The 18,743-nt window shown below is 71.2% G+C and carries 19 protein-coding genes; 7 read left to right on the plus strand and 12 right to left on the minus strand.

Features of this window, described 5'->3' with window-relative positions; all coding sequences use genetic code 11:
* Positions 1-187 precede the first annotated feature (187 nt).
* From EDF42_RS09455 to EDF42_RS09480, 6 genes are all read right to left on the minus strand, one after another.
* Positions 188-880, minus strand: coding sequence for an alpha/beta fold hydrolase (locus EDF42_RS09455; protein WP_123672148.1), 693 nt, complete (start codon positions 878-880; stop codon positions 188-190).
* A gap of 10 nt (positions 881-890) precedes the next feature.
* Positions 891-1,334: a Fur family transcriptional regulator gene (locus EDF42_RS09460; RefSeq protein ID WP_123293457.1), complete on the minus strand. Its 444-nt coding sequence runs from the start codon at positions 1,332-1,334 to the stop codon at positions 891-893.
* Positions 1,331-2,302 (minus strand): metal ABC transporter permease, encoded by a 972-nt coding sequence (locus EDF42_RS09465; RefSeq protein WP_123339966.1) that lies wholly within the window; start codon positions 2,300-2,302, stop codon positions 1,331-1,333. Before EDF42_RS09465 ends, EDF42_RS09460 begins: the two co-directional genes overlap by 4 nt.
* Positions 2,302-3,147: a metal ABC transporter ATP-binding protein gene (locus tag EDF42_RS09470; RefSeq protein ID WP_123672207.1), complete on the minus strand. Its 846-nt coding sequence runs from the start codon at positions 3,145-3,147 to the stop codon at positions 2,302-2,304. The genes EDF42_RS09465 and EDF42_RS09470 overlap by 1 nt, the downstream gene beginning before the upstream one ends.
* 47 nt (positions 3,148-3,194) lie before the next feature.
* Complete coding sequence (locus EDF42_RS09475; protein ID WP_123672149.1) at positions 3,195-4,106, minus strand: metal ABC transporter solute-binding protein, Zn/Mn family; 912 nt, start codon at positions 4,104-4,106, stop codon at positions 3,195-3,197.
* Between the two features lie 127 nt (positions 4,107-4,233).
* Complete coding sequence (locus EDF42_RS09480; RefSeq protein WP_123672150.1) at positions 4,234-5,499, minus strand: PTS transporter subunit EIIC; 1,266 nt, start codon at positions 5,497-5,499, stop codon at positions 4,234-4,236.
* Positions 5,500-5,677: 178 nt separating this feature from the next.
* Here EDF42_RS09480 and EDF42_RS09485 point away from each other — a divergent pair, with 178 nt between their 5' ends.
* Both EDF42_RS09485 and EDF42_RS09490 read left to right on the plus strand, forming a co-directional pair.
* Positions 5,678-5,914 (plus strand): PTS transporter subunit EIIB, encoded by a 237-nt coding sequence (locus tag EDF42_RS09485; protein WP_071293232.1) that lies wholly within the window; start codon positions 5,678-5,680, stop codon positions 5,912-5,914.
* On the plus strand, positions 5,911-6,363 hold the full coding sequence (locus EDF42_RS09490; RefSeq protein ID WP_123293454.1) for a glucose PTS transporter subunit IIA: 453 nt from the start codon (positions 5,911-5,913) through the stop codon (positions 6,361-6,363). Before EDF42_RS09485 ends, EDF42_RS09490 begins: the two co-directional genes overlap by 4 nt.
* A 97-nt stretch (positions 6,364-6,460) precedes the next feature.
* Here the strand turns inward: EDF42_RS09490 and EDF42_RS09495 are convergent, their stop codons facing one another.
* On the minus strand, positions 6,461-7,195 hold the full coding sequence (locus EDF42_RS09495; RefSeq protein WP_123672151.1) for a GntR family transcriptional regulator: 735 nt from the start codon (positions 7,193-7,195) through the stop codon (positions 6,461-6,463).
* A gap of 107 nt (positions 7,196-7,302) precedes the next feature.
* Between EDF42_RS09495 and EDF42_RS09500 the strand changes: the two genes are divergently transcribed.
* The 4 genes from EDF42_RS09500 (at position 7,303) to EDF42_RS09515 (ending at position 12,528) form a co-directional block, all read left to right on the plus strand.
* Complete coding sequence (locus EDF42_RS09500; protein ID WP_185040875.1) at positions 7,303-7,938, plus strand: response regulator transcription factor; 636 nt, start codon at positions 7,303-7,305, stop codon at positions 7,936-7,938.
* Positions 7,931-9,133 carry a sensor histidine kinase gene (locus EDF42_RS09505; protein ID WP_123672152.1) on the plus strand — a complete coding sequence of 401 codons (1,203 nt, stop codon included), beginning with the start codon at positions 7,931-7,933 and terminating at the stop codon, positions 9,131-9,133. Before EDF42_RS09500 ends, EDF42_RS09505 begins: the two co-directional genes overlap by 8 nt.
* Before the next feature lie 96 nt (positions 9,134-9,229).
* A complete protein-coding gene (locus tag EDF42_RS09510) occupies positions 9,230-11,251 on the plus strand; it encodes a bifunctional lysylphosphatidylglycerol flippase/synthetase MprF (protein ID WP_148067703.1) in 2,022 nt (673 codons plus the stop codon).
* Positions 11,248-12,528 carry an esterase family protein gene (locus EDF42_RS09515; protein ID WP_148067705.1) on the plus strand — a complete coding sequence of 427 codons (1,281 nt, stop codon included), beginning with the start codon at positions 11,248-11,250 and terminating at the stop codon, positions 12,526-12,528. Before EDF42_RS09510 ends, EDF42_RS09515 begins: the two co-directional genes overlap by 4 nt.
* Positions 12,529-12,554: 26 nt before the next feature.
* Here the strand turns inward: EDF42_RS09515 and EDF42_RS09520 are convergent, their stop codons facing one another.
* From EDF42_RS09520 to EDF42_RS09540, 5 genes are all read right to left on the minus strand, one after another.
* The gene (locus EDF42_RS09520; RefSeq protein ID WP_185002614.1) at positions 12,555-13,136 is read right to left on the minus strand and encodes a GNAT family N-acetyltransferase; all 582 of its coding nucleotides are present in this window, start codon (positions 13,134-13,136) and stop codon (positions 12,555-12,557) included.
* A 158-nt stretch (positions 13,137-13,294) separates the two neighbouring features.
* Complete coding sequence (locus EDF42_RS09525) at positions 13,295-14,896, minus strand: dihydrolipoamide acetyltransferase family protein (RefSeq protein ID WP_123672155.1); 1,602 nt, start codon at positions 14,894-14,896, stop codon at positions 13,295-13,297.
* Positions 14,897-14,942: 46 nt separating this feature from the next.
* Positions 14,943-15,902: an alpha-ketoacid dehydrogenase subunit beta gene (locus tag EDF42_RS09530; protein WP_123672209.1), complete on the minus strand. Its 960-nt coding sequence runs from the start codon at positions 15,900-15,902 to the stop codon at positions 14,943-14,945.
* Positions 15,903-15,988: 86 nt separating this feature from the next.
* On the minus strand, positions 15,989-17,125 hold the full coding sequence (locus EDF42_RS09535; RefSeq protein ID WP_123672156.1) for a thiamine pyrophosphate-dependent dehydrogenase E1 component subunit alpha: 1,137 nt from the start codon (positions 17,123-17,125) through the stop codon (positions 15,989-15,991).
* A 23-nt stretch (positions 17,126-17,148) separates the two neighbouring features.
* Positions 17,149-18,228 carry a histidinol-phosphate transaminase gene (locus EDF42_RS09540; protein WP_123672157.1) on the minus strand — a complete coding sequence of 360 codons (1,080 nt, stop codon included), beginning with the start codon at positions 18,226-18,228 and terminating at the stop codon, positions 17,149-17,151.
* Between the two features lie 71 nt (positions 18,229-18,299).
* Between EDF42_RS09540 and EDF42_RS09545 the strand changes: the two genes are divergently transcribed.
* Complete coding sequence (locus EDF42_RS09545; RefSeq protein ID WP_123339955.1) at positions 18,300-18,698, plus strand: phage holin family protein; 399 nt, start codon at positions 18,300-18,302, stop codon at positions 18,696-18,698.
* The last annotated feature ends 45 nt before the right edge of the window (positions 18,699-18,743 follow it).

Genomic DNA, 18,743 nt, shown 5'->3' on the forward strand with positions numbered 1-18,743 from the left:
GTTCACTTGCCTGGTGCGCACGCGCAGGACCACCGGAGTGGTGCATGCGAGGGGGTTGTGCACACCGCCCAGGCCCGCAGCCCCTGTCGAAGGGGGAACGGACACCACGCGACCGCGGCGTTCGCGACGATCGGAGGGCTTGGAACAACGGGTCCACCACGCGGACGTGGAGGACCAAGGGATGAGCTTACGCGAGCTCCGGGCGTGTCGCAAGCGCGCGCACCATGAGCTCGCCGAGTTCGCGCGGCGCCGTGAACATCGGCCAGTGGCCGGTCTCGAGTCCGACGATGCTGAGCTCCTCGGTCGCGACGAGTTCCGCGGCCCAGGTCTGGTGGTCTGCCACCATCGTCGCGAGCTCGGTCGCCGGGATCTCGCAGGTGATCACCGTCGCCGGGATCGTGTGCCGGGCGGCGTCGGCGTAGTGGAACCGGTCGGACGGCACGGCGGCCGGCTCCGGGATCGCGCGGTGCTCGAAGGACTCCCGCAACGCCGGCGTCATCCCGCGCACGGTGGCCGGCTCCCAGACGTCCCACGACGGCAGCGGCACCACACCGTCGACCACGGGCAGTTCGTCGTTCACGCAGCCGCCGGCGGGACCGGGGAACGTGTCGACGTAGAGCAGGTGTGCGACGAGTGAGGGCCGCTGGTCGGCGGCCATGTAGGCGATCGGTCCGGCGCCCGAGTGTCCGGCGAGCACGACGGGCTCGTCCGGGCTGGCGACGTCGTCCAGGCGCTCCACGAGCGCCGCGACCTGCTCGTCGAGCGTGTCGCCGTCGCGGGTGATCGCCTCGACCGTGTGGCCTGCCTGCAGCAGCACCGGGGCGACGTCGTCCCACGCGCTCGCATCGAGCCAGAACCCGGGGACCAGGATGACGTGCATGGCGCGGACGCTACTCGCCGTCGGCGTCGCCGGTCCGCGGTCCGGCTGCGGCGGCAGATGCCGTGCACACCGCGCACTCGCCGAAGATGTCGACGACGTGGCTGGCGTTCGTGAACCCGTTGGCGGCAGCGACGTCCTGCGCCCACTGCTCGACGGGGTCCGCCTCGATCTCGACGGTCCGGCCGCAGTTCCGGCAGATCAGGTGGTGGTGGTGCGCGTCCGTCGTGCAGGCCCGGTACAGCGATTCGCCGTCCTGCTGCAACGAGTCGGCGTCGCCCTCGGTCGCCAGGTCGGCGAGCGCCCGGTAGACGGTGGCGAGGCCGATCGTCGAGCCCTCGTCACGCAGGTGCTGGTGCAGCGCCTGCGCGCTGACGAACCCCTCGGTGGAGTCGAGGGCGCCGCGCACCGCTTCGCGCTGCCACGTGTTCCGCTTGACCTTCTGCACGGCGTTCATGCTGGTGCACCCACCTTCGTTTCGGCTGACGTTCCGGAACCGGCTCCGGCTCCGGTTCCGGTTCCGTTCGTTCCGGACGGGAGGCCCGGTGCGCCCCCGCCACGCTGGTCGCGGCGGACGACCCGGTCGCGTCCACGGCGGTCGCGCCTGGCCCCGACGATCCGGCAGACCACCCAGATCGCGAACGAGATGGTCGTCACGTAGGGGCTGATCGGCAGTCCGCCGCCGAGTGCCAGCAGGATGCCACCGACGACCGACACCACGGCGAACACCGTGGACAGCACCGGCACCACGACCGGGTGCGAGCTGAGCCGCAGTGCCGCAGCGGCCGGGGTGACGAGCAGCGACAGCACGAGCAGGGCGCCGACGATCTGCACCGACACCGCGGTGGCCAGGCCGAGGACGAGCATGAACACGATCGCGAGCGTCCGCACCGGGATGCCGGCGGCCGCGGCCACATCGGGGTCGACCGACGCGAACATCAGCGGCCGCCAGATGACGAGCAGGGTCGCGACCACGATGGCGGCGATGACGATGAGGAACGTCAGCTGGGGGTTGTCCACCGACACGATCTGGCCGGTGAGCAGCCCGAACTTGTTGGCCGCACGCCCCTTGTAGAGCGCCAGGCACAGGATGCCGAGCCCGAGGCCGAACGGCATGAGCACGGCGATGATCGAGTTGCGGTCGCGCGCTCTCGAGCCGAGCACCCCGATGAGCAGCGCCGCGATCACCGACCCGACGAGCGAGCCCGTGACGACGTTGACACCGAGCAGCAGGGACGCGCTCGCGCCGGCGAAGGACAGCTCCGAGATGCCGTGCACCGCGAAGGGCATGTTCCGGGCCACCACGAACGGGCCGATGAGCCCGCCGACGATGCCGAGCACCGCGCCGGCCCAGATCGAGTTCTGCACCAGGGCGACGAGCTCGCCGTAGTCCTGGAACGAGAAGACCGTCGACAGGACGTCCATCAGATCCGCCCTTCGTCCGACGCCGGGGCGTGCGGGTCGACCTCGCCGTGGTGGTGGTCGTGCGCGTCGTTCGCGCCGACGATGACGATGCGGCCCATCGTGCGGACGACGTCGACCGGGGTGCCGTACAGGTCGCTCAGGACGTCGGCACGAAGGACCTCGTCGGGGGAACCGATCCGGAACCGGCCGCCGGCGATGTAGAGGACCCGGTCGACGACGTCGAGGATCGGGTTCACGTCGTGCGTCACGAAGAGCACCGCGGCACCCTGCTGCCGACGCTGCCGGTCGATGAGCTCGGTGACGCCGCGCTGGTGCCGCAGGTCGAGTGAGATCAGGGGTTCGTCGCACAGCAGCAGTGCCGGGTCGGCGGCGATGGCCTGACCGACGCGGGTGCGCTGCTGCTCGCCGCCGGACAGCTCGGCCACCGGGGCGTCGGCGAACGCGGTGGCGCCGACCTCGTCGAGGATGCGGTCGATGCGGGCGCGGTCGGCCTTCGCCGTCGGCATGACGCCCCACCGGTGCCCCGTCACGCCCTGCGCGATCATGTCCCGCGCGCGCAGGGGGGTGCCGGCTTCCATGAGCCGCTGCTGCGGGATGTAGCCGATCTTCCGGTGCCCACGCCGGACGGGCTGGCCGAGGAACGACATCGTGCCGCTCGTCAGGCGCTGCTGCCCGAGCACCGTGCGCAGGAGCGAGGTCTTGCCGGCGCCGTTCGGGCCGAGGACCGCGACGAACTCCCCCGGCGCGATGTCCAGGTCCAGGTGTCCCCAGAGCTTCCGTTCGCCGAAGGACAGCCCGGCGTCGCGCAGGGCCAGGACCGGACGGGCCGCAGCCCGGTCGTCCACCGAGGTGGTCGCCGGGCTGTCGGTCGTCGCTGCTGCGGTCGAGGTCGTCACTTCTGGAGCGCCGCCTGCACCGCGTCGATGTTCGCCTGCTGCCACGAGACGTAATCCTGCCCCTTGGGGAGCGTCTCCGTGACACCGACCACCGGGACGTCGTTCTGGTCGGCGGCCTTCTTGACCTGTTCGGTCTCGGCGCTCGAGGTCTGGTCGTTGTAGGCGAGCAGCGCCACGCTCTTGCCGCTGAACAGCGCGAGGGTGTCCTTGAGCGCTGCCGGCGGGACGTCGTCGCCCTCCTCGATCGCCTCGGAGAACGCTTCGGGGGTGACGTTGTCGAGACCGATCGCGTCGAAGAGGTAGCCCGGCACCGGCTCGGTGTACGCCACCTTCTCGCCGTCGTACGTCTTCTTCAGGTCGGCGGTCTGGGACTCGAGGTCCTCGAGCTTCGTCGTGAGCGCGTCGGCGTTCTTCTCGAACGTGGCCTCGTCGCCCGCATCGAGCGCGGACAGGCGCTTCGTGACGTCGTCGACGAGCTTCACCATCGTCGGGTAGCTGTAGAACACGTGCTCGTTGAACTCGGCGTCGCCGCCCTTGTCCAAGCCGGAGAGCTTCACAACGTTGATGGTGTCCGCATTCGTGTCCGAGGCGTCGGCGAGCGTGGTCATGAAGTCGTCGTACCCGCCGCCGTTCTCGATGAGCAGGTCGGCCTTCGACACCGCGAGCTGGGTGCGGGCGCTCGACTCGAACGAGTGCGGGTCCTGCGAGGGGTCGTTCAGAATGCTCGTGACCGACACCTGGTCGCCACCGATCGACTGGGCGATCGAGCCGTAGACGTTGGTCGAGGCGACGACAGCGATCTTCCCGTCGCTGCTGGCGTTGCCCGAGGCCGAGGAGGTCGCGCAGCCCGTCAGGGCGAGCGCGGCGGCGCCGACGACGAGCGGGAGGGCGAGGAGGCGGTTGTGCATGCTCCGACGGTAGCGCTTGCTGATAACGATTGTCAAAACCGGTACCAGCGCTCTGGTGGTGACGACAGACGGACGGGAGGCCCGGTGCCAGCTGGCACCGGGCCTCCCGTCTTGCAGGAACGCGCGCTTACGGCTTGGTGGCCGCGTCGATCGTGTTCTCGGCGATCGTGTCCTCTTCACGCCCGGGCGTGCGGAGGTTCCACTTCTTGATCACGAAACTGAACAGGAAGTAGTAGACGACCGCGTAGCCGAGGCCGATCGGGATGAGCCAGATCGCTCCGTCCGCCTTGCCGAAGTTCAGCACGTAGTCGATCGCACCGGCCGAGAACGAGAACCCGTCGTGGATCCCGAGGGCGTTGACCAGCGCCAGCGAGGTCCCGGTGAGCACCGCGTGGATGATGTACAGCGGGAACGCCACGAACATGAACGAGTACTCGAGCGGCTCGGTGATGCCGGTCACGAACGAGGTGAGCGCGGCCGAGAGCATGATGCCGCCGACGAGCTTGCGGTTCTGCGGCTTGGCGTTGCGCCAGATGGCGAGCGCACCGGCCGGCAGCGCGAACATCATGATGGGGAAGAAGCCGGCCTGGAAGATGCCAGCGGTCGGGTCACCGGCGAGGAAGCGCGCGATGTCGCCGTGGTAGGTGACCCCGCCCGAAGTGAAGCTGCCGAGCTGGAACCACGGGAAGAAGTTGAGCAGCTGGTGCAGCCCGATCGGGATGAGCATGCGGTTGACGAACCCGAAGATGCCGCCACCGATGACGGCGTTGTCGGCCACGGCCTGGCCGGCGGCGGTCAGCGCGATGTCGAAGTAGCGGTACACGAAGGACATCAGGACGGCGATGACCAGACCAGCGACCGCGGTCAGGATCGGGACGAGGCGACGGCCGGAGAAGAACCCGAGGAAGTCGGGCATCTTCGTGCGGTGGAACTTCTCCCACATGACCGCCGAGACGAGGCCCATCACGATGCCGCCGAGGACGCCGAAGTTGATGGTGGCCTGGTCGCCGTTGGCGTCCTTCACCCCCGCGAGGACGATCGGCGACATCGCCGCGAACACCTGGTACATGACCATGTAGCCGACGACGGCGGCGAGCGCGGTCGTGCCGTCAGACTTCTTCGCCCACCCGATCGCGATGCCGACCGCGAAGAGCAGCGGCAGCCAGGTGAACACACCGTTGCCCGCGGCGGCGATGATCGTCGCGCCCTGCTCGAAGCCGGGGATCGCGCCGAGCATGTCGGACTGACCGAGGCGCAGCAGGATGCCCGCGGCGGGCATCACCGCGATCGGCAGGAGCAGGCTCCGTCCGAGGCGCTGGGCTTGCGCGAACAGCCGGGACTGCTTCTTCGGCTTCTTCTTCTCCGGCACGTCCGTGGCAGTGGTGGCGCTCATCGGAGGTCCTCTCGTCATTGGGTGGAGCTGTCGGGGTGAGTTGAGTCGTGCAGCCAGCGCAGGTAACCTCGGCGGTGTCGCCAGGTCCGGTCCTGTCCGGTCATGACCAGTTCCGTAGTCTGAACCGAGACCGGTCCCGTGTCAACCTGGTACGAAAACCCTTAACGAGGAGGAAACGATGGCCGACATCAAGGCAGCCGACATCATCGCCGCGCTCGGCGGTGCCGACAACATCGAAGAGGTCGAGGGCTGCATCACGCGCCTCCGCGTCGAGGTCGAGGACGGCGACCTCGTCGACAAGGCCGCGCTGCAGGCTGCGGGGGCCCAGGCCGTCGTCGGCGGCGGCACCGGCTGGCAGGTCATCGTCGGCACCATCGCCGACAACCTCGCGCAGGACATCCAGGACGAACTGTGACGGCGGTCCGCACGCCCTTCGCCGGCCCGGTCGTCGCCCTCGCTGACGTACCGGACCCGGTGTTCGCCGGCCAGCTCGTCGGCGCCGGTGTGGCCGTCGACCCGACGGGCGTCGAGGGCGCGGTCACCGCGGTGGCCCCGGTCGACGGCACCATCGTGAAGCTGCACCCGCATGCGTTCGCGCTGCAGGGCTCGGCGGGCACGGACGTCCTCGTGCACGTCGGCATCGACACCGTGAAGCTGTCGGGCGAGGGCTTCGAGCTCCTCGCCACCGAGGGGTCGACGGTCACGGCCGGCGACCCCGTCGTCCGGTTCACCCCGTCGGTGATCTCGGCCGCCGGCTACTCGCCGATCTGCCCCGTCGTGGTGCTCGGCTCCGCGCCGGACACCGTCGACCAGGGCACGGTGGGCACCTCGGTGCTCGACGGCGACACCCTGTTCGAGGTCTGACCCGGGCCACCCCGGCTCTTCGCCGGTTCTTCCCGCCGAAGCGACTGTGTACCGCGAACTGTTCGCGGCACACAGTCGCTTTCGCGTTCGTGCCGGACTACGCGACCGCCGGGGTCGCGGTGACCTCCATCTGCACGCGGTAGCGGTCCGAGCGGTACCAGCTGCGGGTGTGCTCCACGGGGCGCTCCCCCGCGTACGACACCCGGTCGAACTCGAGCACCGGAGCACCGGTCTTCGTGCCGAGCAGCGTCGCGACGTCGTCGGCAGCCGGGTTCGCGGCCACCGTCTGCTGCGCCCGGTCGATCGGGATGCCGTACTCGTTCGCGATGATCGAGTACACCGACCCGGACAGGTCGTGGTCGAGCAGCCCCGGGAACGCATCGGCCACGAGCCAGGCGTCGTCGATCGACACCGGAGCGCCGTCCGCCATCCGGAGTCGCTTCACGTGGAAGGCCGACACCTCGGCGTCGAGCCGCAGGGCCGCCACGGTGTCACTCGGCGGCACACGTTCCTCGCGCACCAGGACCACCGTCGTCGGGACGTGGCCCATCGCGCGCATCTCCTCGGTGAACGACGCCAGGTGCAGCGTCGACTGCACGGGGCGGTGCGCCACGAAGGTGCCCTTGCCGCGGACGCGCTCCAGGTAGCCCTCGTTGACGAGCTGCCCGAGGGCTTCGCGCACGGTGATCCGTGAGACGCCGTACTCGGCGATGAGCTGGCGTTCGGACGGGATCGCGGCGCCGGGGGCCAGGCGTGCGGTGGCGAGGTCGAGCAGGATCCGCCGCAACTGCTGGTGCTTCGGTTCGGCACCCTCGGTGATGCGGCTCGTCATGCGTCCCTCGTGCTCCGTTGCTGGTCCTGGGTGGTGGTCATGCGCGGACATGACCAGTTCCCATCACAGTAGCGAGTCGACCTCGGAACGCCAACGTGCGTGGCAAGATGACGGCCGTGACCACGGTGGTGATCGTCGACGACGAGACGCTCGTCCGGTACGGCTTCGAACTCATCCTCGGCGCCGCGCCGGACATCGACGTGGTCGCCACGACCGGGGACGTCGACGCGGTGCGGGTCATCCGCGACCACGCCCCGGACGTCGTCCTGCTCGACGTGCGCATGCCGCGTGTGGACGGGATCGAGGTCCTCCGCGCACTGCAGGCCCTCGCCGAACCGCCGGCGGTCGCGATGCTCACCACCTTCGACACGGACGAGTACGTGGGGCGGGCGATGGAGCTCGGCGCCGCTGGGTTCCTGCTCAAGGACACCGATCCCGAGGGACTCGCCGAGTACGTCCGTGTGCTCGCTCGGGGTGGGGTGGTCATCGCCCCGGGCGTCGACCGATCGCGCCTGTTCGCCGCGCAGCCGTCCGGTCCGCCACCGCCGTCGCTCTCCGAACGGGAGCACGCCGTGGTGCGCCTGGTCGCCAGCGGCGCGAGCAACCCGGACATCGGCGCTCGCCTGGGCGTCAGCACCGGCACCGTGAAGGAGGACGTCCGCGCCCTCCTGTCCGCGTTCGGCGTCTCGACACGGGTCCAGCTCGCCCTGCGCGCAGCCGAGGCCGGTCTGCTGGATGGCTGACCGACCGACGGCCGGTCGCGTCCGACGTGTCCTCGCCGCGACCGACAGGAGGCTCGACCTCCTCGTGGACGCCGGCCTGCGCTGGGTGCGCACCCGCCGCGCAGCCTGGTGGTTTCTCGACGTCCTCTTCGTCGCTGCCGCCCTCGCCGACGCCGTGCTCGACATCTCCGGGGCGACCACCCTCGAGACGGTGCTGTCCCTGGTCGCCGCAGCGGCGCTTCTGCTCCGCCGCCGCTTCCCGGTGCTCGCCTTCGCCCTGACCGTGCCCGGGTTGTTCGTCGGGTCCGCGGTCGTCGCCGCGAGCGTCGCACTGTTCACGCTCGGAGAGCGCACCGACCGCCGGTGGCTGATGCTCCTGGCCGCGCTCGTGCAGTTCGTCGGCTTCGGTGGGTTCGTCGGGCCGCCGCAGTCCCCCGGCGAGATCGTCGTGTCGGTCGTCTACGCGCTGATCTTCGCGCTCGGTCCGCTCGCCGTCGGACTGCTCGTGCAGACGCGGGCGCGCCTCACCGGCCAGCTCGTCGAGGTGCACCGGGCCCGCGAGGACGAACGTCGCCAGGCCGCCGCAGTCGCGCTGTCCCGGGAACGCGCGCTCCTCGCCCGCGAGATGCACGACGTCGTCTCCCACCAGGTCACCCTCATCGCGGTGCAGGCCGGTGCGATGCAGATGGCGGGCCGCGACGAAGCGGAACGCGGCTTCGCGCGGACGATCCGGCAGCTGTGCGTCGTCACCCTGCAGGAGCTGCGCGAGATGGTCCAGGTGCTCCGGGCCTCGGGCGGCACCGATCGGCAGATCGCCCCGCAGCCGGTGCTCGCCGACCTGCCACGGCTCATCGCGGAGAGCGGTCTCGAGACCCGCGCGACCGTGGACCTGCCCGACACCCTGGCCCAACCGCTGCAGCGCGCCGTGTACCGGTTCGTCCAGGAAGGGCTGACGAACGTCCGCAAGCACGCGCCCGACGCGACGGTCCGGGTCAGCGGCCGGGTCTCCGCCGGGCACGTGCTGGTGGACGTCGTGAACGGGCCGGCGCGGGCGGAGCGACTCGAGCTCCCGGGGTCCGGCCTCGGGCTGATCGGCCTCGGTGAACGCACCTCGCTGCTGGGCGGGAGCATGGACTCCGGGCCGCAGCCGGACGACGGCTTCGCCCTGCACCTGCGGCTCCCCGTCGGACACCTGCAGCCGACTGCTCCGGCCTGACCGTCATCCTCCGGGTCGGCCCGGATGGCCGATCGGCCATCGTGGATCACGCCGCGGGGCGATGACGCGGGGTCCGGGGCCGTGTGGGATGAGACCGTGGCCCCTCAAGCACTGTTCGGACGGCTCGTCCGCTTCCCCGTGTCCGTCGTCGCGGCGGTCGTGGCGGTCGCCGTCGTGCTGTCCGCCCGGATGACGCACGCTGAGCCCGACTTCCCGCACCACCCGCCCGTCGCCTGTCTGGCCCTGGCCGCGGTGGTGCTGACGACCGTCCTCGCCGAGCGGTCCCTCGGCTCGGTCCGGACACTCGTCATCGGCGTCGGGGCGCCGGTACTCGCCCTGCTCGCCACGCTCCTCACGGTGACGATCGGCTCCGCCCTGGGTGAGGCGCACGCCGAGTTCGCCGTCGGCCAACCGCTCTTCGCGCCCTCGATCGTGGCCGCCGCGCTGCTCGGGGCCGCCTCCGCCGCGATGCCGACCCAACGCCGTTGGCGGACGCGCGTCGCGCTGTGGACCGTGGTGCTGACCCTCGTCCTGTTCGCCGGCCACGGTTCGGACCTGGCCCGCGCCCTGGCGACGCTGCTCGGGACCGCGGCCGGTGTGCTCGTCGTGCGCCGCGCCTCCCGTCCCGACGCCCGCACCACGCGCGACACCGTCAGCGCACGGACCGTCGTGGTGAGCGCGCTCATCGCACTCGGTGCCGGGACGCTCGTGACGCCGGTCGTGCCGAACCCCGACGGCGTCCTGTCGCTGTTCGCCGACGCGATGAGCGACCGCTCGGCGGTCGTGACCGGACTCCTCCTGCTCTGCGCCGCGTGGCTGGTGCACCGCGGACGGTGCGCGGGCATCGCCCTGGCGACCGGGGTCCTGGTGACGCTCACCGCGGTCCTGGCCGACGTCTTCGTGATCGAACCGATGCAGGACGGCGCCGTCCAGTGGCAGGGGCTCGGGCTGGACGCGCTGGAGTGGCAGGTCACCCTGCTCGGGGCGTGGCTGGTGCCCGCTGCCGTCCTGCTCACGGTGCTCGCGCTGCACGGTCGGCTGGTCCGTCGTCGGTTCCACGCTGCCGGGGCCTGTCGCGACGACCTCGTGGAGATGCTCCGCGACGGTGACGCCGGCACGCTCGGCCACATGGGCACGTGGCACGGCAACGCGACCTGGACGCACCCGGGCGGCCTCGGCGCCGTCGCCTACCGGGTCAGCGGCGACGTCGCCCTCACGGTGTCCGACCCCGCGTGCTCCGCCGCCGACCGCGCCGAGGTCGTGACGGCCTTCGCCGCGTTCTGCGACCGCAACGGCTGGGTACCCGCGTTCACGAGCGTGCACGAACCGATCCGCGAGATCCTCGCTGCCGAGGGCTGGACCGCGCTGCCCGTCGGCGTCGAATCGGTGCTCGACGTCACCGCGTTCGACCTGCGCGGGAAGAAGCGGCAGGACCTGCGGACCGCGTCGAACCGTGCCGAGCGCGAAGGCGTCCACGACGAGTGGACGACGTTCGCGGCGCTCGACGACGACCGTCGCGCCGAGGTCGCGGCGATCTGCACCCGGTGGGCAGCGGACCGACGGCTGCCGGAGATGGGGTTCACGCTCGGTGGGTTCCGCGAGCTCGACGACCCGGACGTCCGCCTGTTGCTCGCCGTCGCCGCAGACGGACACGTGACCGCCGTGACGAGCTGGTTGCCCGTGTACGAGCACGGCGCGCTGACCGGGTACACGCTCGACGTCATGCGCCGCGGCGAGGACGGGATGCCCGGGGTGATGGAGTTCCTCATCGCACGGACCGCGCTCCGTGCCCGCGACGCCGGACTCACGATCGTCAGCTTGTCCGGCACGCCGCTGGCCGCGCACGCCGGGGCACGATCCCTGGTCGCCCACGGCTCGGTGCTCCTGGCCCGCGTGCTCGAGCCGGTCTACGGGTTCCGGTCGTTGCAGCGCTTCAAGGAGAAGTTCGGCGCCCGCCACGAACCGCTCTGGATCGTCGTGCCCACGCCGTTGCACGTCCCGCGGGTCGCGCGGGCGCTGGCCGCTGCGTACGTGCCGGGGCTGCGACCGAAGCACCTGTGGGCGCTGCGGCAGGCACACCGGCCGGCGTCCGACGACCGGGCGACGGCACGCTCGTGAGTCCCACCGAGTGGCTGCTCGCCACACAGCTGCAGGCACCGTCGAAGCTGGTGCCGATCGACCTCGTGTTCGCGGCGCTCGCCGTCGCGGTGCTGCTGCCGGCGCTGCGGTCGTTCCGCACTCGCCAGGCCTGGCGGACGGTCGGGGTCCGTGCGACCGCCGCCGTCGGAGCCGCCGTGGTCGTGCTCGTCGCGTGCTGGCTCGTCAGCGACGTGCTGAACCTGTTCGGCGTCGCCCTGAGTCCGGTCACGCGGATGTGGGTCGCCCTGGCCGCGGCGGCGCTGGCCCTGGCGGTCACCGGGATCGTGCAGGGCGGGCGCTGGCGCCGTGTGCTGGCGGTGGTGCTCGTCCCGGCAGCCCTGCTCGTGCCCGCGCTCGGCGTCAACGTGGAGTTCGCGAAGTACCCGACCCTCGGGACGGTCGTGCAGAGCGATCCCTACCCGGCGCTCGACCTCGCGGCAGCGCCCGCTGCCAGGATGCCGGCCGTCGGCCAGGTCCGCACCGTCGACATCCCCGGTTCGCGCTCCGACTTCCCCGCGCGTCCGGCCGTCGTCTACCTGCCACCCGCCGCCCTCCTGAACGACCCCGCGCCGCTGCCGGTGCTCCTGGCGTTCGCCGGCCAGCCCGGAGCCCCGAGTGACATGTTCACCGCCGGTCAGATGGGCACCGTGCTCGACGCCTACGCCGCTGCACACCACGGACGAGCCCCGATCGTCGTGTCCGTCGACCAGTTGTCCGCGCCCGGGCGCAACCCGATGTGCGTCGACTCGAAGCTGGGGAACTCGGCGAGCTACGTCACCGAGGACGTGCCCAGCTGGCTCACCGCCCACCTGCCCGTCACCACCGACCGCAGCGCCTGGGGCCTCGTCGGGTTCTCCCAGGGGGCGACGTGCGCCATGCAGTTCGTCACCGGGTCACCCGACGCGTTCGGTGCCGCGCTCGCGATCTCGAGCGAGCTGCAGCCCGTGGACCAGAACCCGCGGCACAGTGCCGACCAGGCGTTCGGCGGGTCGATCGCGGCATGGGAGCGCGCGGCCCCGATCGCGCAGATGCGGGCGAACGGGCTCGGCGGGCACGCGGTCTGGCTGACGGCCGGGTCGTCGGACCACGCGTTCAGTCACAACGCCCGGACACTCGGCAGGGCAGCGCGCGCAGCCGGCGCGACCACCACCGTCGCGTTCGCGCCGGGGAGCGGGCATGACTGGAACACCGTGCAGTGGTCCCTGCGGCAGGAGCTGCCGCAGGAGGCGGACTTCCTGTTCCGGACGCTGCGCTGAGCCAGTTCCGCGACGCCATCCGTCGCTCAGGCGTTGGCGACGAGCCAGGCGAACTGTTCGTCGGAGAGCAGCCGGTCGGTCCAGACCTGCCCCTCGACCCCGGCAGCGGACGACGTCTGTACCCCGGGAGCCCCCTGCCACACGAGCGACAGGCCCGAACGGCGGAGCACCGCGGCGGACGCGGGGTTGTTCGTGAGCACGCGACCCGTCACGGGGACGTCCGGCGCGGTCTCGGCAGCAGCGCGCACGGCAGCGAGGGCGATCTCGGACGCGAAGCCCTGCCCCCAGGCCGCTGGAGCCAACCGGTAGCCGAGGTTCCACACCCCACCGGCGGTCATGTCGACACCGCCGACCCCGACGAACGCGTGGTCAGTAGCCGTACGGACGGCCCACGAACCGAGTCCGTGTCGGGCCCGCCCACCGATCTTCCGCTGCACCAGGTCCACGCTCGAGCTCCGAGCGACGTGGCGGCCGCTCGGCAGGTGCTGCCAGGTGCGGGCGTCGGCGAACACCGCGTGCACGTCGTCGATGTCGGCCGGCGTGAGCGGGGTGAGCAGGAGGCGATCCGTTCGGATCTCCTGCGAGGGGGTCAGGAGCTGGTGGACCATGCCCCGATCATGCCCCGCACCACCGACATCCGTGTGAACACCACGCGACGTTTGCGGAAGGCCGCAGATGGTGAGCAGAAATGGTCGAGTGGCTCGAAGCCACCCGACCATTTCTGCTCACGAAGCGGAACGACCGACGCGCCGTCCGCTGAACGCACTCAGTCGAGCAGGAGCGCCGGCTCCTCGAGCACCGAGGCCACGTCGTGCACGAAGCGCGACGCCACGTCGCCGTCCACCACGCGGTGGTCGAACGAGGCGCCGATGGTCGTCACCATGCGCGAGCGGACCTCGCCGTCGACGACCCACGGCTTCGGCTTGATCGTGCCCATGGCGACGATGGCGACCTCGCCCGGGTTGAGGATCGGGGTCCCGGTGTCCATGCCGAACACGCCGATGTTCGTGATCGAGACCGTGCCGTTCGCCATCTGCTTCGGCGTCGTCTTGCCGTCACGGGCGGTGAGGGTGAGTTCCTCGAGCGCCTGCGCCAGTTCGAGCAGCGACATGTCCTGCGCGTCCTTGATGTTCGGCACGATGAGCCCGCGCGGGGTCGCCGCGGCGATGCCGAGGTTCACGAAGTGGTGGACGATGATCTCGCGGTCGGTCCAGGTCGAGTTCACCGAACGGTTGCGGCGCACGGCCCAGATGACGGCCTTGGCCACGATGAGCAGCGGCGACACCTTGACGCCGGCGAACGTCGGCGAGGCCTTGAGCCGCTTGACGAACTCCATCGTGTGGGTCGCGTCGACGTCGACGAACAGCGACACGTGCGGTGCGGTGAACGCCGAGGTGGTCATCGCGGTCGCGATGGCCTTGCGGACGCCCTTGACCGGGATCGTCTCGCTGCGCACCTCGCCCCACTCGGGCGTCTCGATGTTGCGGAAGACGCTGGCCTGCTTCGCGTGCCGGATGACGTCGTCGCGGGTGACCTCGCCGGCGAACCCGGTCGCGACGATCTCGGTCAGTTCGACACCGAGGTCCTTCGCGAGCTTCCGGATCGGCGGCTTCGCGAGCACGTTGGTCGCGAGGGTCTGCTTGCGCGCGGGCGCGGAGGCCAGACCGGCGATCGCCTCGGCGGTGGTGTCCTCACCGGGATCGCTGGCCGCTTCGGCCGCTGCTGCGGCATCCACACTGGAGGCACGGCTCGCCTCGGCCGCCAGGGCTGCGGCCCGGCGGGCACCCGGCTTGCGACGCGACGGCGATGAGGTCGCCGAGCCGTAGCCGACGAGGACGGCGCCGGAGGACTCGTCCGTCCCGACGACGGAAGCGCCGTCGGCGACGGGCTGTGCGGTTGCCGCAGGGGCAGCCGTGGGCGCGGCTGCGACGACGGGAGCAGAGGCAGCAGCGGGTGCCGGGGCCGCCACGGGGGCGGGCTGGGTCTGCGCGACCGGAGCTACCGGGGCGGGCGCTGCCGGCGGGGTGGGGGCGACCACGGGCGAGGTCGGCACGCTGTCGGCGACCGGTGCCGGGCCTCCCGACTGAGCAGCGGGAGCGGCGACCGGCGCACCGGACGCGACCGACGCGTCGGACTCGACACGGATGATCGGCTTGCCGACCTCGACCGTGTCACCCTCGGACACGAGCAGCCCGGTGACGGTTCCGGCGAACGGCGACGGCAGCTCGACGAGCGACTTCGCGGTCTCGATCTCGACCAGGACCTGGTCGACGGTGATCTCGTCCCCGATCGCGACGCGCCACTGCACGATCTCGGCCTCGGTGAGGCCTTCGCCCACGTCGGGCAGGGGGAATTCGGCGACGGCCACTTACGGCTCCTTCGGCGTTCGGACGAGTTGGGTCAGTCGAGCTGGATCAGTACGCGAGGGCGCGGTCGACGGCCTCGAGGACGCGGTCGGCGTCCGGCAGGTGCAGGTGCTCCAGCTTCGAGACCGGGAACGGGATGTCGAACCCGGACACCCGCAGCGGCGGCGCCTGCATCGTGTAGAACGCCTTCTCGGCAACCGTGGCGGCGATCTCGCTGCCGACACTGACGAAGCCGGAGGCCTCTTGCGCGATGACGAGGCGGCCGGTCTTGCGGACCGAGGTGAGGATCGGTTCCCAGTCGATGGGGGAGATCGAGCGGAGGTCGATGACCTCGCAGCTCGTGCCCTCGGCCTCGGCGATGTCCGCCGCCTGCATCAGGGTGGCGACCATCGCGCCGTGCCCGACGAGCGTGACCTCGGTGCCGGTGCGGGCGACGCGGGTCGTGTGCATCGGGACGTGGCCGTCGACCAGGTCCACCTGGCCCTTGGGCCAGTAGCGGGACTTCGGCTCGAGGAAGATCACCGGGTCCTTCGACGCAATGGCTTCCTGGATCATCCAGTAGGCGTCGTTCGGGGTGCTCGGGCTGACCACGCGCAGACCGGGGGTGTGCGCGAAGTACGCCTCGGGCGACTCCTGGTGGTGCTCCACGGCACCGATGTGGCCGCCGTAGGGGATGCGGATGACGACGGGCAGCGACATGTGTGCCGGCAGGCGGTTCGCCATCTTCGCGAGCTGCGAGGTGATCTGGTCGAAGCCGGGCCACACGAAGCCGTCGAACTGGATCTCGACGACCGGGCGGTAGCCGCGCAGGGCGAGGCCGATCGCGGTGCCGATGATGCCGGCCTCGGCGAGCGGGGTGTCCCGCACGCGCTCGGGGCCGAAGCGGTCCTGCAGGCCCTCGGTGATGCGGAAGACGCCGCCCAGCTGGCCGATGTCCTCGCCCATCAGCAGGACCTTGTCGTCTGCCTGCATCGCCGCGGCGAGCCCGGCGTTGAGGGCCTTCGCCATCGGCAGGGTCGGGGTGGGGTCGCTCGGGACCTCGCCGGCGCCCGGGTGGGACCGCAGCGTGTAGTCGAAGAGCTGTTCGGTGGTGCTCATGCGTGGGCGCCCCCTTCGAAGCCGGCCTCGTACTGTTCGAGCCAGGCCTTCTGCTCGGCGACCAGCGGGTGCGGCTCGCGGTAGACGTTGTCGAACATGACGTCGACGGACGGCGGGGTCAGCGCCACGGTGCGGCGGCGGACGTCGGCGGCGATGTCCTCGCCCTCTTCGTCGAACGCGGCGAACTGCGCGTCGGTCGCGCCCTTCGAGCGCAGGTACGCCTCGGAGCGGACGATCGGGTCGCGGCGGACCCAGTCCTCGAGCTCGCCGTCGGCGCGGTACCGGCTCGGGTCGTCCGAGCTGGTGTGCGCGCCGATGCGGTACGTGTCGGCTTCGATGAACGCGGGACCCTGACCGCTGCGGGCGTGGTCGGTGGCGACGACGGAGGCCGTGTACGAGGCGAGGATGTCGTTGCCGTCGATCAGGACGCTCGGGATCCCGAAGCCGCGGGGACGGTCGACGAGCGGCGTCGGGGACTGCACCGACACCGGCACCGAGATCGCCCAGTGGTTGTTCTGCAGGAAGAAGACGACGGGGGCCTTGGTCGACGCCGAGAACACGTACGCCTCGTTCACGTCGCCCTGGCTCGTCGCGCCGTCGCCGAAGTAGACGATGGAGCACGCGTCACGGTCGGGGTCGCCCGTGCCGACGTCGCCGTCGAGCTTCTGGCCGAGCGCGTAGCCCGTGGCGTGCAGGGTCTGCGAACCGATCACCAGGGTGGAGATGTGCGTGTTGCCGCGCTGGTCCGGGTCCCATCCACCGTGGGTCTGCCCGCGGTACATCGCGATGATCTCCATCGGCTCGACACCGCGCTGCATCGTGACGGCGTGCTCGCGGTACGAGGGGAAGACGTGGTCCTGGGCGCGCAGGGCGAAGGCGGAACCGGTCTGCGCCGCTTCCTGCCCGTGACTCGGGACCCAGAGGCCGAGCTGGCCGGTCCGCTGCAGGTTGTGGCCGGCGTGGTCGAACCGTCGGGTGAGGACCATGCGGCGGTGCATCGCCAGCAGGGTCTCGTCGGGGATCGCCCGCGCGGCGGCGGCGAACTCGGCGTTCTCGTCGGACTCCACGAACCGACCCTCGGGGTCGAGGAGCCGGACGGTGGTCGTCGCGGGAGCCGCGGCGCGGAATGACATGCGGGCCAGCGTAGCGGCAGGCATCAGTCGGCCACCTGGAGGTCCCCCACAAGCGAGCGGGCCGTTTCGAGGAGCGTTTCCACAGCCTCGTGTTCGCCGATCGAGATGCGGATGCCCTCCGGCGGGAAGGCCCGCACGATGATGCCGGCCTCCTCGAAGGCGGCGGCCGCAGCGACCGTGCGGTCCCCCGTCGGCAGCCAGACGAAGTTGCCCTGGGCGTCCGGCACGGCCCAGCCCTGCTCGCGGAGCTCGGTGACGATGCGGTCGCGCAGCGCGGCGATCTCGGAGACCCGCTCGAGCAGTTCGCCCTCGCGTTCCAGGCTGGCCAGTGCGGCCGCCTGCCCCTGGGCCGTGACGGAGAGGGGGATCGCGCACGCACGGACCGCCTCGAGCACGTACACCGGGCCGAGGGCGTAGCCGACCCGGAGACCGGCGAGACCATACGCCTTCGAGAACGTCCGGAGGACGACCAGGTTCGGGTAGCGGGCCAGCAACGGGTGCCCGTGCACGGCGGCCTCGTCGGTGGCGAACTCGGCGTATGCCTCGTCGAGCACGACCAGCACGGACTGCGGCACCGCGGTCATGAAGGACGCGAACTCGGACTCGGTCACGATCGGGCCGGTCGGGTTGTTGGGCGTGCACACGATCACCATGCGGGTGCGGTCGGTGACGGCGGCGGCCATCGCGTCGAGGTCGTGGCCGCCGTCCGGTCGGTTCGGCACCTGCACGCTCGTGGCACCCGCGACGGTGACGACACCGGGGTAGGCCTCGAACGACCGCCAGGCGTAGACGATCTCGTCGCCCGGACCGGAGGTCGCACGGGCGAGCTCGTGCAGGATCGCGACGCTGCCGGGGGCGACGTGCACCTCGTCGGCGGTCAGCCCGAAGCGGTTCGCGAGCGCGGCGCGGACGGCCAGGGCGGTGGCGTCCGGGTAGCGGTTGAACGCGGTCTGCGCCTGCACGGCCTGGACCACCCCGGGGAGCGGGGGGAACGGGTTCTCGTTGCTCGACAGCTTGAAGGCGTCGTCGGCGGCCTGGCGTCCCTGCTTGTAGGCGGGGAGGACGGCGATCTCCGGCCGGATGTGCACACGCTCGTCAGTCACGAGATCAGGCTACCCGCGGCCGTGCGGGCGGTGTTGGTGACTGCGCGGGTGTCGGAGGGCATCATGGGTGCATGCGATTCCTCGTCCGCCTCGTCGTCAACGCCGTGGCCCTCTGGCTCACCACGCTCATCGTCAGCGGCGTCTCCGTCACCGCGTTCGGCGACGGCCGGACCACGGCCACCGTGCTCACCTACCTGCTCGTGGCCTTCGTGTTCGGGCTCGTCAACGCCGTGATCGGCACGCTGATCCGGATCGTGGCGTTCCCGATCTACATCCTGACCCTCGGGCTGATCTCCTTCATCGTGAACGCGGTCCTGCTGCTCATCGTCGCGGGCATCTCGGACGCGTTCGGCTTCGGGCTCGAGGTCGAGTCGTTCGGCTGGGGCATCGTCGGGGCCTTCGTGCTCGCCGTCTTCGCCTGGCTGATCGGGCTGTTCGTCCGCCCGGTGCTGAACCGCCAGCGGGCGTGACGCGGACGGACCTCGCGGAGGACACCTCCCTGCGTCATGATGTGA

This window comes from Curtobacterium sp. PhB172 (assembly GCF_003752545.1).
Lineage (GTDB): Bacteria > Actinomycetota > Actinomycetes > Actinomycetales > Microbacteriaceae > Curtobacterium.

What these genes read in the sequence shown, in the direction of transcription:
- EDF42_RS09455 (WP_123672148.1), bottom strand. Translation starts at nt 880, where the DNA reads ATGCACGTCATCCTGGTCCCCGGGTTCTGGCTCGATGCGAGCGCGTGG.
- EDF42_RS09460 (WP_123293457.1), bottom strand. Translation starts at nt 1,334, where the DNA reads ATGAACGCCGTGCAGAAGGTCAAGCGGAACACGTGGCAGCGCGAAGCG.
- EDF42_RS09465 (WP_123339966.1), bottom strand. Translation starts at nt 2,302, where the DNA reads ATGGACGTCCTGTCGACGGTCTTCTCGTTCCAGGACTACGGCGAGCTC.
- EDF42_RS09475 (WP_123672149.1), bottom strand. Translation starts at nt 4,106, where the DNA reads ATGCACAACCGCCTCCTCGCCCTCCCGCTCGTCGTCGGCGCCGCCGCG.
- EDF42_RS09480 (WP_123672150.1), bottom strand. Translation starts at nt 5,499, where the DNA reads ATGAGCGCCACCACTGCCACGGACGTGCCGGAGAAGAAGAAGCCGAAG.
- EDF42_RS09485 (WP_071293232.1), top strand. Translation starts at nt 5,678, where the DNA reads ATGGCCGACATCAAGGCAGCCGACATCATCGCCGCGCTCGGCGGTGCC.
- EDF42_RS09495 (WP_123672151.1), bottom strand. Translation starts at nt 7,195, where the DNA reads ATGACGAGCCGCATCACCGAGGGTGCCGAACCGAAGCACCAGCAGTTG.
- EDF42_RS09500 (WP_185040875.1), top strand. Translation starts at nt 7,303, where the DNA reads ATGACGGCCGTGACCACGGTGGTGATCGTCGACGACGAGACGCTCGTC.
- EDF42_RS09505 (WP_123672152.1), top strand. Translation starts at nt 7,931, where the DNA reads ATGGCTGACCGACCGACGGCCGGTCGCGTCCGACGTGTCCTCGCCGCG.
- EDF42_RS09520 (WP_185002614.1), bottom strand. Translation starts at nt 13,136, where the DNA reads ATGGTCCACCAGCTCCTGACCCCCTCGCAGGAGATCCGAACGGATCGC.
- EDF42_RS09530 (WP_123672209.1), bottom strand. Translation starts at nt 15,902, where the DNA reads ATGGCGAAGGCCCTCAACGCCGGGCTCGCCGCGGCGATGCAGGCAGAC.
- EDF42_RS09535 (WP_123672156.1), bottom strand. Translation starts at nt 17,125, where the DNA reads ATGTCATTCCGCGCCGCGGCTCCCGCGACGACCACCGTCCGGCTCCTC.
- EDF42_RS09545 (WP_123339955.1), top strand. Translation starts at nt 18,300, where the DNA reads ATGCGATTCCTCGTCCGCCTCGTCGTCAACGCCGTGGCCCTCTGGCTC.